Source organism: Thiocapsa sp. C2-2m, assembly GCF_041903745.1.
GTDB classification, from domain to species: Bacteria; Pseudomonadota; Gammaproteobacteria; order Chromatiales; family Chromatiaceae; genus Thiocapsa; species Thiocapsa roseilacustris.
In genome coordinates this window covers 68,674-81,250 of sequence record NZ_JBBWVD010000011.1, presented here as the reverse complement: position 1 = coordinate 81,250, position 12,577 = coordinate 68,674, and the positions used below count along the sequence as shown (strand labels likewise).

Genomic DNA, 12,577 nt, shown 5'->3' with positions numbered 1-12,577 from the left:
AAGCCGCGTGTATCGCGCCGCTGTCCGTCGAGCTCTCACCAGCCTCGTTCCATTCGTCATCCATCGACACACCTGCGGAGTCAACCATGGTCAACGCCGTCAATATCGACACACTCTCGACCTGCATCAAAGAGCTGTTTCCCGATGCGGCCGATGTGATCATCGGGTCCGAGACGCTTCTGGACGACATCCCCGGCTGGGACTCCATGTCGGCCGTCAATCTTCAAACCTATCTGGCCACAACCTTCGGCGTCACCATCCCGGAGGAGATGCTCAGCAGTGAGACCAGTGTCGGAGAGATCATCGAGCAGATCCGAAACGGGTGACATCATGATCCCGAATCCCGAGCCTTGGGACCCTCTGCTCGTGTCCACAAGCTTTTTGAAGCTCGCCCAGACCTGGTCGTATGACCCGGCCGGCCTACACAGGCGGTTCACCGAGGCCGCCGTCAAGATCAACCGGTCGGTCGTCGAGGAGATGGGCCGTGCCCTGAATGATTCATCCAGCCCGCACAGATCCGAACCCAATCAAGGTGTCGAGCCCGGAAAAGCCTGGTACCTCGACGCGGCCAAACGCAATCATCGGGTTCTGCGCGAGAGCCACGCGGCTTGGTCCGAATGGATGGCTGCCTCGATCGCGGACGCACCCGGCTTGGACGACGATCACCGCGAGCGCTGTCGGTTCTGGTCCGCCCAAGTCTCGGGGGCCTTGGCGCCGAGCAACTTCTTCTGGGCCAACCCCGGCGCCGTTCAGCGCTGTTTCGATACCGACGGCGAGAGCCTGCAGAAAGGCTATGCAAACTGGTTGAGGGATCAACAGGAAACGCAGGGACTGGTCGCGACGGTCGATCGGGACCGTTTCCAGGTCGGGGTGAATTTAGCGGCCACGCCGGGGGCGGTGGTTCACCGCAATCGTCTGATGGAGCTGATTCAGTATGCGCCAAGCACCGAGCGGGTGTTCCAAACCCCGATCGTCTTCATCACCCCTTGGATCAACAAGTATTACATCCTGGATCTCGCCCCCGAGCGCAGCCTGATGGCTTGGCTGCGCGATCAGGGTTTTACCGTCTTCTCGATCAGTTGGAAGAATCCCGACTCGGCGATGCAGGATGTCGGGTTCGAGGACTATGTCCTGGAAGGCGCCTTGGAGGCGATTGAAACAGCGCGGAGCATCGCCGGCACCGAGTCCGTCCACGCGGTCGGCTTCTGCATCGGCGGGACCGCCTTGGCCAGCCTCATGGCCTGGCTTGCCGACCCGGCGTCGCGGACCAACGGCGACCGACCTGCTTCCCCGGTTGCGCATTGGACGCTCTTCACGACCCTCGTCGACTTCTCGAACCCCGGCGAGCTGGAGCGCTTCACCTCCGAAGGCGCCGTGCAGTCGGCCGAGACCCTGATGGAGCGCGACGGCTATCTCGACGGCAAGGTGACTGAGACGGTCTTTCGGCTGTTGCGCTCCGACAGCCTGATCTGGCATCACGCCGTTCGCAACTATCTGTATGGCGACGCACCCTCTCGATCCGACGTACTCTATTGGAACAGCGACTCGACGCGACTGCCCAGACGGATGCTCTCCTTCTACCTTCGCGAGCTCTATCTGAACAACCGCTTGGTGTCCGAGCAGGGCCTGACGCTCGCCGGGCGCCAGCTCCGACTGAGCAACATCGAGCAGCCGCTCTATGCCGTCGGCTGCATTCAGGACCATATCGCTCCCTGGACAGAGGTCTTCCGAGTCCGCGACCATGTCCGCGTCCCGATCCGCTTTAGCCTCTCCAGCGAGGGTCACGTGGCAGGCATCCTGAACCCGCCGTCCGCGAAATCGCGTCGACGCTATTGGTCCGGGGATGTCGAGCTCGGTACTGCACCGGACGACTGGCTGGCCACCCAAACGCCTCTCCAGGGATCCTGGTGGACCGACTGGGCGGGTTGGCTGTCGGACCGCTGCGGACCGCAGGTCTCGCCTTCCTCCTTGGGAACCGCCGAGCATCCGGTGCTTTGCGCTGCACCCGGAACCTACGTCTTGGAGTAGTATCACCGCGCGGGCGCTCGATCGGCCTTTCGTTTGGTACCTTGAGAAGCTTCGGCACGCCTCCGGCCTACACTGCGGTGAAATGCCGGAGCCATGCGACGCGGCGCCCTCCGTCCGAGCCGCTCTTTCAAGGATCCCCATGACCAAGCTCACCTTAAGCCAGCTGTCCAACCTCCTGTTCCGTGCCTGCGACGACCTGCGCGGCAACATGGATGCCTCGGAGTACAAGGAATACATCTTCGGCATGCTCTTCCTGAAGCGGCTCTCCGAGTCGAACTTCATCCAGAACTTCGAGAAGATCCCGCTGCGCGACGAGAACTTCGAGTTCCCCGATCTGCTCGGCGCCGCCTACGAATACCTGATCAAGTACTTCGCCGACTCCGCCGGCAAGAAGGCCGGCGAGTTCTACACCCCCGCCGACGTGGTCCGCACACTCGTGGAGATCGTCGAGCCGCAGCCGGGCATGAGCGTCTACGACCCCACCTGCGGCTCGGGGGGCATGCTCATCCAGACGCGCGACTACATCCGCAAGATCGGCGGCGACCCGCGCGATCTCTCCGTCTACGGCCAGGAAAGCATCGGAACCACCTGGTCCATCTGCAAGATGAACATGCTCCTGCACGGCTGAGTGCCACCGAGAAGAGGCAAGAAGACCTGGTCGCCGCGGCCCGCGAGAAGATCGACCGGGACGAGGCGCGGAAGGTCATCGTCGAGCGACTGCATCGGCTGCTGGTGCAGACCTATGAGTTGTATCTGCGGGCGGATCAGCGGGCGTGTTTGGCAGCGCTGGAGAACCTCCACACCAAGTACGCCACGACCGCCACTGACATCGAGCGGAAGCGCGACGCGGCTAACGGACTGGCACTCACACGCATTCATGCCAGGACCGCGGCGACTACTGTAAAACACCTCTCAGTCCGAGATCTCGACAAGGCGTCTGACCTTTTCCCCTCTTTTGAGCAACAGCAGCGCATCGCCGAAATCCTCTCGACGGTCGACGAGGCCATCGAACAAACAGAAGCGCTCATCGCCAAGACGCAGCAGATCAAGGCGGGCCTGATGCACGACCTCTTCACCCGAGGGGTGGCCTCGGACGGTCAGCTTAAGCCCGCGATCCGGTGTTCCCGCACCCAGTTCGGTTTGCTGCCTCAAGGCTGGGTCACGGGCTCGCTTCTTGATGTCGCGGATGAGAAGAGGCAGCCGATTCTTACCGGTCCGTTCGGGGCAGATCTCGGTAACGACGATTTCGTGGACGACGGGGTTCCCGTTCTGAGAATCGGCAATGTTCAGGCAGGGTATCTTGAGCTTTCCGAGCTGCTATTCGTGACGCCGAGCAAGGCGCGAGAGCTTGCGCGCTACGTTGTGAGAGCCGGCGATCTGCTTTTCGCGCGACAAGGAGCGACAACGGGGCGCAATGCGCTGGCGACGAATCTCGTTGATGGCTGCCTTATCAACTATCACATCATTCGCGTTGCCCTTGACTGCTGCAAGTGTGCGCCCCTTTTTATCGAGGCCGCTTTCAATGGAGAAATCGTCAAGCGGCAGGTCGAGCGTGACAAGGGCCGAGGCACACGAGAAGGCATCAACACGGCGCAATTGAAAGCCTTGCAGGTGCCTCTTGCTCCGATCAATGAGCAGCGCATGATAGCCGAGATCCTTCTTGCTCATAACGATGAAATTCACTTGCTGATACTGGAGCGCGACAAACTAAGGAAACTCAAACACGGCCTCATGACCGACCTCCTTTCAGGAAGAGTTCTTGCGAGCGCGAACGCAACCATAGTGCCTGTGGAGGTCGCGGCAAATGTCTGAGGATCTTCACGTCGAAAGGCGCTTCCGCGACCAGCTCGACCCGCCGGGCTCGAAGGTCCTGGAACAAGGCCCGAGCATTATCCCATCGGAGCTGTCCGCACGGGCCGCACTTGCGACCGCCGAGGGAGGTCAGCCATGACGCTTCAGGAGTATCGGTTTCTTCAGGCGGAAAAAGGCGCCATCGAGCGCATGCTTGAAGAGATTCCGGAAGAGCATGTGATCGACCGCCTCGGTCTCGAATCCCGTAAAGACGAGATCGAGGCTTTGCTGGCGGCCGAGCCGCAGGCCGGCGCGGGCTCGCCCGACCTTTCGCGGTAGGCCGACCGATCAGCAGCGTTAGGACAGTATCCACACGGTGGCGCTTCGCTCACCCGACAGAACCCCCATCCTGGAGACCGGCCGGTGTCCCGGAGAGCAGTTGCCCGGACCCTTCTCGCGTGACCGCGCAACCCGACCTGCGATCAGATGCTACCGCCGGGCCTCCGGTGTAGACTTACACCAAAGCTGACGACTCCGGGCGGTGCCGGCCGTCCGTCGCGAAACGCGATCCCGCCGCACCTCGGACCGGTTCCTTCTCGCTTTTCCCTTTTTCACAAGTGACCAGGGATATCGGCATGACTCGACTAGAGCAGGTGATTCAGTGGGCATCGGCCTTGCCTTTAGAGATTCAGGACGAAATGGCCGATCAATGGCTCCAGGATATCGAGAATGAATTGGCCTGGCAGACGACTCTGCAGCAGCCGCAGGATAGATTGTCGGAGCTTGCGCGAGATGCGTTGCGGCAATCCGCTCAAGGCCGGACACTGTCAAAGGGCTTCGATGAAATCCGAGTTGATCCGTGAATTCCTGGGGCATTTCCGACATCTCCGAGGTCTAGAAATTGTTCGAGCCGACCCAGACCTACTCTACCCCGCGAAAGCGCAGCGGCAGCGAGAGGTTGACGCCGGCGCGCGCACTCGTTGCGGAGGCCGTGCGACGTTACTCGGTCTTGGGCATCGAGTGTTCGATACTCGAGGTCCAGAAGCTCGCCTATTTTATCGAGCGCTGCGTGACGTCCTTGGGACTGAGAGATCCCTTGCGCATGCAGTTCAAGGCCGATCGTTACGGTCCCTATTCGGATCGCTTGAGACATCTGCTGAACGACCTGGATGGTGCCTGGCTGACCAGCGAGAAGCGGCTTGCCGACGCCGGACCATTGGACCGCATCTATTTTCGAGACGAACGCCGTGCTGCGTTGGCGGAATATCTGGCGAGCGCGCCGGCTGCGGATTATCAACCGGCGCTCGCGCGGCTGAGCGAGGTCATCGACGGGTTCGAGTCTCCGCTCGGTATGGAGCTGCTTGCCACGGTCGACTGGCTGCTGGTACACGAGCGCGCGGAAGCCACGATCGAAGGACTACGCAAGGGCCTGCGCGAGTGGCCCGCCGGCAACGCGGCCGCACGTCGCAAGGAGGGCCTGTTCGATGATCGTCTGCTCGGGTTGGGGTTGGATCGGCTGGCGGCCTAAGCACGGGTTCGCGACGTGAGCGAATACCTCCACGTCGAAAAACCCTTCCTCGACCAGCTCGCCGCGCTGGGCTGGAAGGCCATCGACCAGGGCCAGGGCATCATCCCCTCGGACCCGGCCAAGAGCCTGCGCACGAGCTTCCGCGAGTGGTTCCTCTCCGAGGTCTTCCGCGAGTCGGTTCGCGCCATCAACCCGACCCGGGACGTTCAGCCCCGCCCGCGTCGGGTTACGCTTCGCTAACCCAAACCACTTGCTCGCCCAACTCGCCGCGCTGGAATCGGCATACCAGGAACCACCAGAATCGCGAAAGGAAAACGGAATCCATGCGCGCAAAGACTATCCCTGGCTGGACGTCCTCGGGCGTCCTACCCTCGATCAATCCTGCGTCGCCAACGTCCATGGATCGTTCACCGTATCAGGTCGGCATCTTCGACTTCGCGCTTCGGTTCGGCACCTCCTCCGACCGAAACCGAATCCTGCTTGGGCTCCTGGAATATCGTCAGGTCCTGCGCGAGCTGGGTATCGCCCGGGGATTTCAGTGGGTCGACGGCAGCTTCTTGGAAGACGTGGAGCGTCTGGAAGGTCGCGCCCCTAATGATCTCGATGTGGTCACCTTCGCCCATTTGCCCAGCGGCATCACACAACGGGATTTGATCGCCCGACGCCCCAATCTTTTCGACCGGAACCGTTGTAAGCAGGACTATCGCGTCGACGGGTTTCTCGTCCAACTGAACGGCGCGCCTCCCGAGTACCTGGTGGAGCGGTCGCGTTACTGGTACAGCCTTTGGTCGCACCGCCGCTCGGGCGTCTGGAAAGGCTATATTGAGCTGAGCCTCGACGCGGACGACGATCGCGCGGCTCGACAGAATGTGCAGCCTGACACCCTCGAAGAGGATGCAGACCTATGAACCTTGGAGAGTATCGCCAGCTTCAGGCCGAGCTCGGTAGCCTTGAGCAGATGATCGCGTCCACACCTGATGACTTCGTCATCGAACGGTTGGGGCTCGAAAGTCGAAAAGCGGACATCGAACATCTTCTCGCGGCCCATCCGGACTTGATTCGCGACCCGCTCCGCCTTCGTCTGACGTTCCGGGGCAAGCCGATCGTGGGCAGTTACGGCATGTTCGCCGAGTTCGGAGCGACAGCTGTAGGCACCTTTACTGATGCTGTCGCGGCGATCGGGGCGAGCATGAGCCGCTCGCTCGGAAAACGAGGTTCCCTACCACAGCGAGAAGAGTTTCGACTCTTGATTACCGGGACCACGACGGGATCGTTCGGCTTTGTGCTCGAGGAGCCGGCGGCGGAGGATCAGGCGAGCATGCTTCCATCGGCGCTCGATGCGGCTGTCGAACAGACCCAGGCGATCATGGTGGCGTCGACCGGGACGGATGATGAGCTGTCCGAAGCTTTGGCCGAGGTCGATCCGCGGGCGCTCGACGCATTGCGCAAGTTTTTGGAGGAACTGAGCAAGCACGAGGCTGTATGCGCCTTGGAGCTCAAGGAAGAAGTGTTTCGTTTTGCAGATGTCGAACAACTTCGCCGCAGCTCTGAGCGTTTGCGGCAAGACAATATCCATGAGTCAGACGAGACACTATTCGGTCATTTTCTCGGCGTGTTGCCTAAGCGCAGAACCTTCGAATTCGAAGTTGCGGATGCGCAGACGGTCATTGCGGGCAGGGTCGGTGAGGAACTTGAGGATGCGGCCCAACTGAACCAGGTGATTCAACGGCCCGTGAGCATACAGGTCCGTTCCCGGTACGTTGGCGCAGGGCGGCCACGGTACACGCTGATGGGCTATCGATGCGACACGAATCAAGAGGCTGGCGCTCGGGATGTCTGAGTACCTCCACGTCGAAAAACCCTTCCTCGACCAGCTCGCCGCGCTGGGCTGGAAGGCCATCGACCAGGGCCAGGGCATCATCCCCTCGGACCCGGCCAAGAGCCTGCGTACGAGCTTCCGCGAGTGGTTCCTCCCCGAGGTCTTCCGCGAGTCGGTTCGCGCCATCAACCTGACCCCGGACGGTCGGCCTTGGCTCACCGACCGCCAGCTCGACGACCTGCGCGATCAGATCCTGCGCCAGCCCAACCGCACCCTGCTCGAAGCCAACGAGACGACCCAGGGTCTCTTTCTCAAGGCGCAGGTCGACCGGAACAAGGTCACGGGCGAGTCCGACCCGGTCGTGATGATGATCGATTTCGCCCATCCCGAGCGTAACCGGTTCCACGTCATCAACCAGTTTCGCGTCGACACCCCGGGCTGCGTGAAGGGCTTCATCATCCCGGACATCGTCCTCTTCGTGAACGGTATCCCTCTGGTGATCGTCGAGGCGAAGATCGGCGACCCGAACACGGCGAACCCGCTGCACGCGGCCTTCGAGCAGCTCTTGCGCTACCGCAACGGCCGTCCCGAGACGATCGAGGCGGGACTGCGCGAGGGCGAGCCGCGGCTCTTCTACACCAACCTGCTGGTGGTGCGGACCTGCGGCGAGAAGGCCGAATTCGGCACCCTCACCTCGGGACACGAGCACTTCTACGCCTGGAAGGACATCTGGCCCGAGAGCAATCGGGCCTATAGCCGCCGCTCGGCATCGAGCGCGAGCAGGAACGGCTCATCCAGGGGTTGCTCGCCCCGGCGACGCTGCTCGATGTGCTGCGCACTTGCACCGTCTTCATGGATACCGATTCGGGCCAGCGCATCAAGGTGGTCTGCCGCTATCAGCAGTATCGGGCGGCCCGCAAGATCGTCGAGCGCCTGCGCTCGGGCACGGTGAAGCGCTTCGGCGAGTACATCGATACCTACAAGCTCATGGACGCCGTCCATGACGGCGCCACCCTGCAGATCCTTTACGAGGGCCGCACGGCAGACACGGCCATCAAGGACAAGCACGGCTTCGACATTAAGTTCGAAGACCTCTTCAAGGACCGCAGCCAGGAAGAGATCCTCGCGATCAAGAAGAAGTACGGCGCCAGCGGGGACATCCTCGAGGCCGAGAAACGCATCGAGGCCATCGCCAAGGATCTGGTCGACCATTACATCGACAACATCCTGCCCGACGGCTTCAAGGCGCAGGTCGTGTGTCACTCGAAGCTGGCGGCGATCCGCTATCGCAAGGCGATCCGCGAGGCGCTTCGGGAGCGGGTCGAGCGCGAGATGCGGCAGGCCCGGCCGGAGGCGGAACTGATTCGGCGCATCGCGTTTTTCAAGGCGGTGGCGGTCCTGTCGTCGGACCCGACCAATGAGCCGGCGGCCATCACCGACGCGCGCAAGGAGGCCAAGCGCTGGAACGCGGTGGAGAATTTCTGCCGGCCTTTCGACTTCGACGACCATGACAAAGAGCTGACGGGCATCGCCTTCCTGATCGTCTGCGACATGTTGCTGACGGGTTTCGATGCACCCATCGAGCAGGTGATGTATATCGACAAGCGGCTGCGCGAGCACACCCTGCTGCAGGCCATCGCCCGTGTGAATCGGGTCGTGGCGAACAAGCATCGCGGATTCATCGTCGATTACATCGGCCTGGCCAATCATCTGACCCACGCACTGTCTATCTACTCCGAGGAGGACGCGCAGGACATTCGCGACGGGCTGAAGAGCATCCTGAGCGAGATGCCCATCCTGGAGGAGCGCTACCGGCGTCTGCTACAGCATTTCATGGCTGCCGGCGTGGCCGAGATCGAGACGTTCGTCCAAGGACAGCTCGGGTCGCCCGACGCCGACGTCGCAGTCATCCATGCGGCCGTTTGTGCGATGGAGGACATCAAGCGGCGCGCCGACTTCGAGGTCTATCTCAAGAAGTTTCTCCAGAGCCTCAACTTCATCCTGCCGAGCCCGGCGGGCCATCCCTACCGCGGGGCGGCTCGCCGCTTCGGCTACCTGCTGAGGATGGTCAAGGAGCGTTACAAGGATGACTCTCTGGACATCGCCGACGCCGGCGAGAAGGTCAAGGCGCTCATCAACGCGCACCTGATCGACTTGGGGATCGACCCCAAGATCCCGCCGGTCGAGCTGCTGTCCGATGACTTCCTGGCGCATGTGGACAACCACGCGCGGGGCAACGACGAGGCGAAGGCCAGCGAGATGGAGCATGCCATCCGCAAGCACTGCACCGTTCACTTCGACGAGCGGAAGGAATGGCTGCGAAAGAACGGGGCGGGTCTTGACGTGTGAAATCTCCATGCGAGGCGAAGTGGTCGACGACGCCTTGTCGGACCCGGGCACAAACTTCGAAGGTCTCCAAGACACTGCTGCCTGACCCAAACCGTGCTCGCCGCTCATCATGGGTGGCAGCTGGTCCAGTCGCGGCGGGGAATGTCGCCGGGTGGTTGCCCTTGGCGGCGATGGAACCAGCGCCCCCGGGCGTCCACGCCGTAGAGGGTGCAGTGTCCGTTGGGAAAGTAAACCAGGTCGCAGACCGGTGCGCCGCCGAGTTGGGCGTGCAACCGTGCCAGGTTCAGGTAATCGGCCAGCGATGGCATTTCATCCCCCAACTCGTTGCTGAATTCAGGGTGGGTGTGGAAACAGGGGAGGACCAGATAGTCCGGTGAGGTCCCAAGATAGAATCCGAGGTCGGAGCAGACCCCCCAGCTGGTCCCGCGCGTCACCAGGGGAAAGCAACGGACCCGCCGCCGGTCGTAGACCAGATCCAGGGCCAGCTCAGCCCCGATTTCCGCCTGGCAGGCAAGGGCAAGACAGGGATCCAGGGCACCGACGGTGCTTTGGTTGTCCTCCGGGAGCTCCCGGATGAGATCACCCAGTTGACGGAAGCAGGGCACCTCGGCCGGCCGAAGGTCCGGCTCGCAAAGCAGCTCGCGGAAACACCCCGCCAATGCCTGATCTTTACCGGGCGGCTCCGGGCCCTGCACCTGCTCGGCAGCCCCCAGCATCCGGCACAGAGCGCGGCGGGTTGCACCTTGAGCGGCGAACCAGGTGGGATCAAAGCCCCAGGATGGAGGCGATCCTGTCGCAGACACGGCTTACCCCTCCTGTCGGTCCTGGCCCGGGCGGGCAGGTCATCAAGCCGGAACGATGCGTTTCGCCCTGCCATCATTCTTCACGGATTCGAGATCCGAGCAACCCTGCGATGACAGGGTGACCGCAGATGTGAGGCTAGCGAGCGCCTGCGGGTCGGCCAAGCCCAACGCGAGGGGTTTCCGGACTTCTCGGGCTGCAAGCGCGAGACTCGGCGAAGCAACGGACAATCGATGACGCCACCGACTGCGCCCCGCGGCGCCGATCGACCTCATGCCGGAGGTCACACGGGCGTCACCTAGGGCCTCGTCCTTATGCTCGAATACGCCTATCAGATGCACTCGACGCTCCATTCCAGCCCTAGGGAACGATTCAAGAACAACATGAACATGTCGGTTGGGCAAAGCGCAGCGTGCCCAACCCGCGCCGGCATCACTGGAAGCAGTTGGGCACGCTGCGCTTTGCCCAACCTACGTCTGATGCCGGTCACGCATCTCTACACCTGCCGATGATGCGCGAGCACTTCGCGGAGGTGTCTGAGCGCATCCGCTATTTCGAGATCGGTGACCTCGATGTGGAAGCACCGGCGACGGCGATCGCGAGACTCACGCAAGCGATCGATCTGGAGATCGCTGCGCTGCCGAGCAATCACGGTGTCTGAGCCCGCACGACACGGCCCTTCAATCGGATCGTCCGTCGGCGCCTGGACAGTTCTGACATGAACGCCGGTGCTCCTGCGCAAAGAGGGCGTCGATCAGCCGGATCCCGGCCGAAGCGCTGCGGAGTGACGGCTCCCGGCAGGGGATCATCGATGCTCAAGCGACGCGGCACCTACGTCGTGTCGCGTCGCCAGTCTCGATAGCGGCCCTACTTCAGACCCATACAGTTCGCATAGTAGGTTACAGTCGCCGGCCAGTCGGAGAAGATTCCGAGGATATTCACCTGCCGGGCTAGAACATCAAGCGCCTTATACATGTCGCTATCCTTCCGGATGGCTTTGCCCTTAGGGTCGAACTGGTAGTACCAACCAGCCTTAGAGGCGCCCTCGCGAAGATCGGAGCGCTCGAAGGTCCAGGTGATGATGTCGAGCCCGGCCGACTTGATGTCTTTGGCATACTGCGAGGGCACCACGCGGCCGACGATGTCGACGTCGAGCAAAGCCCACATCGGCGGAGCGAAGATACGCACACCCGCCGCCGTGAGCGCATTGAGCTGGTCCGGCGTCAGACGCGAGATAGGCGGATTGGCGGTCGGATCGATGCTGTCCAGGTAGACGGCCTGCTCGCCGAAGGCAGGCGTGTTGTCGATCCAGTAGATCACGTCGTCCAAGTTGAAGGATTGGAGCCAGACATCTTTTGGTTCAACCCCTGCCTCGATCAACTCGTCGACGAGCTTCTGCGCGTACTGCTCCTGACCTCCAAAGATTGAATCGATGCGATCCTGATAGGTCGCGCCTTTGAGCTCGGGGGTATGCTTGACGCCGTTCGCCCGGTTGAGCGCGACGCTCTCTTTGAAGGTCAGGATCTTCGCGCGTCCGGTGTAGAGGTCGGTGCGCCAGCTCGCAGTGCCTCCGAGGAAGTCCTCTGCCGTGGTGGCCGCAGGATTGCTCGCATCCATCTTCGGCTGCAGACTCTTCAGCTCATCGAGGGTCAGATCACTGGTGCAGCATTGCACGGCCGGGTTCTGGCCGGAGCCGGTCCAAGGCACGCTGCACTTGGCGTTGAGCGGGGTGGCAACGATGTCGGTCGTGGTCGCCAGGTCGCACTCGCTGTGCCGGCAGACCAGATCCCCGTCGCTGGTGAAGGTCACGTCGCACTCCACGATTCCCGCGCCCATCCGAGCACCCGCCGTATAGCCTAGATCAGTGTGCTCGGGCATCTGCAGGGCCGCACCCCGGTGTGCGATCGAGAAGTCGGTCCGGTAGAAAGGACCGTCTTGACAGGCCATGAGGCGATTCTTAAGCCGCCCGGCATCCATCCCCTGCACGAGGTAATAGGGACGCGGACCAAGCTGGATTGCGTCATGGCTAACGCCCGGGCGGGTAGCCTGATTCAGGTTGAAGTCATCGATCTCGGCATGCGCCTCGGCGATTCCCGCCGTCGCGAGCACCGCAAAAGTCACGGCAAGCGTCTTGGTATTGGTCATGGATCGAGCCCTATCGAGTTGGGTTGGATACGAGACGCCTCGGCGTCAGCGCGAAACTCTAGGGCTCAGCCGTGAAGCTGGAGTGGCGGTTCGGTTGCCGGAGTGTGAATTAAACC

General features: G+C 62.1%; 15 protein-coding genes and 1 pseudogene. 14 read left to right on the top strand and 2 right to left on the bottom strand.

The window, feature by feature from the left end:
- Nucleotides 1–86: 86 nt before the first annotated feature.
- The 13 genes and pseudogenes from AADX97_RS10380 (at nucleotide 87) to AADX97_RS10320 (ending at nucleotide 9,515) form a co-directional block, all read left to right on the top strand.
- Nucleotides 87–326: an acyl carrier protein gene (locus AADX97_RS10380; RefSeq protein ID WP_374234602.1), complete on the top strand. Its 240-nt coding sequence runs from the start codon at nucleotides 87–89 to the stop codon at nucleotides 324–326.
- A gap of 40 nt (nucleotides 327–366) precedes the next feature.
- On the top strand, nucleotides 367–2,028 hold the full coding sequence (locus tag AADX97_RS10375; RefSeq protein ID WP_374234604.1) for a PHA/PHB synthase family protein: 1,662 nt from the start codon (nucleotides 367–369) through the stop codon (nucleotides 2,026–2,028).
- 139 nt (nucleotides 2,029–2,167) lie between these two features.
- A pseudogene (locus AADX97_RS10370) lies at nucleotides 2,168–2,653 on the top strand (N-6 DNA methylase); the annotation flags it as partial.
- A 107-nt stretch (nucleotides 2,654–2,760) separates the two neighbouring features.
- Nucleotides 2,761–3,840 carry a restriction endonuclease subunit S gene (locus AADX97_RS10365; RefSeq protein WP_374234606.1) on the top strand — a complete coding sequence of 360 codons (1,080 nt, stop codon included), beginning with the start codon at nucleotides 2,761–2,763 and terminating at the stop codon, nucleotides 3,838–3,840.
- Entirely contained in the window at nucleotides 3,833–3,979 is a 147-nt protein-coding gene (locus AADX97_RS10360) for a hypothetical protein (RefSeq protein WP_374234607.1), read from the top strand. The genes AADX97_RS10365 and AADX97_RS10360 overlap by 8 nt, the downstream gene beginning before the upstream one ends.
- Entirely contained in the window at nucleotides 3,976–4,158 is a 183-nt protein-coding gene (locus tag AADX97_RS10355) for a hypothetical protein (protein ID WP_374234609.1), read from the top strand. Before AADX97_RS10360 ends, AADX97_RS10355 begins: the two co-directional genes overlap by 4 nt.
- 296 nt (nucleotides 4,159–4,454) lie before the next feature.
- Nucleotides 4,455–4,682 (top strand): hypothetical protein, encoded by a 228-nt coding sequence (locus AADX97_RS10350; RefSeq protein ID WP_374234611.1) that lies wholly within the window; start codon nucleotides 4,455–4,457, stop codon nucleotides 4,680–4,682.
- 38 nt (nucleotides 4,683–4,720) lie between these two features.
- Nucleotides 4,721–5,347, top strand: a complete 627-nt coding sequence (locus AADX97_RS10345; protein WP_374234613.1) for a phosphate phosphatase — start codon at nucleotides 4,721–4,723, stop codon at nucleotides 5,345–5,347.
- 15 nt (nucleotides 5,348–5,362) lie between these two features.
- On the top strand, nucleotides 5,363–5,587 hold the full coding sequence (locus tag AADX97_RS10340; protein WP_374234614.1) for a hypothetical protein: 225 nt from the start codon (nucleotides 5,363–5,365) through the stop codon (nucleotides 5,585–5,587).
- 83 nt (nucleotides 5,588–5,670) lie between these two features.
- Nucleotides 5,671–6,255, top strand: coding sequence for a DUF6932 family protein (locus tag AADX97_RS10335; protein WP_374234615.1), 585 nt, complete (start codon nucleotides 5,671–5,673; stop codon nucleotides 6,253–6,255).
- The gene (locus tag AADX97_RS10330) at nucleotides 6,252–7,187 is read left to right on the top strand and encodes a hypothetical protein (protein ID WP_374234616.1); all 936 of its coding nucleotides are present in this window, start codon (nucleotides 6,252–6,254) and stop codon (nucleotides 7,185–7,187) included. The genes AADX97_RS10335 and AADX97_RS10330 overlap by 4 nt, the downstream gene beginning before the upstream one ends.
- On the top strand, nucleotides 7,180–8,118 hold the full coding sequence (locus tag AADX97_RS10325) for a type I restriction endonuclease (RefSeq protein WP_374234617.1): 939 nt from the start codon (nucleotides 7,180–7,182) through the stop codon (nucleotides 8,116–8,118). The genes AADX97_RS10330 and AADX97_RS10325 overlap by 8 nt, the downstream gene beginning before the upstream one ends.
- The gene (locus AADX97_RS10320; RefSeq protein WP_374234618.1) at nucleotides 8,019–9,515 is read left to right on the top strand and encodes a hypothetical protein; all 1,497 of its coding nucleotides are present in this window, start codon (nucleotides 8,019–8,021) and stop codon (nucleotides 9,513–9,515) included. Before AADX97_RS10325 ends, AADX97_RS10320 begins: the two co-directional genes overlap by 100 nt.
- Nucleotides 9,516–9,622: 107 nt before the next feature.
- Here the strand turns inward: AADX97_RS10320 and AADX97_RS10315 are convergent, their stop codons facing one another.
- Entirely contained in the window at nucleotides 9,623–10,318 is a 696-nt protein-coding gene (locus AADX97_RS10315) for a hypothetical protein (RefSeq protein ID WP_374234619.1), read from the bottom strand.
- Nucleotides 10,319–10,728: 410 nt separating this feature from the next.
- Between AADX97_RS10315 and AADX97_RS10310 the strand changes: the two genes are divergently transcribed.
- Nucleotides 10,729–10,977 (top strand): hypothetical protein, encoded by a 249-nt coding sequence (locus tag AADX97_RS10310; RefSeq protein WP_374234620.1) that lies wholly within the window; start codon nucleotides 10,729–10,731, stop codon nucleotides 10,975–10,977.
- A 206-nt stretch (nucleotides 10,978–11,183) separates the two neighbouring features.
- Here AADX97_RS10310 and AADX97_RS10305 read toward each other — a convergent pair whose 3' ends face one another.
- Nucleotides 11,184–12,461, bottom strand: a complete 1,278-nt coding sequence (locus AADX97_RS10305) for a glycerophosphodiester phosphodiesterase family protein (RefSeq protein ID WP_374234621.1) — start codon at nucleotides 12,459–12,461, stop codon at nucleotides 11,184–11,186.
- Nucleotides 12,462–12,577: the final 116 nt, after the last annotated feature.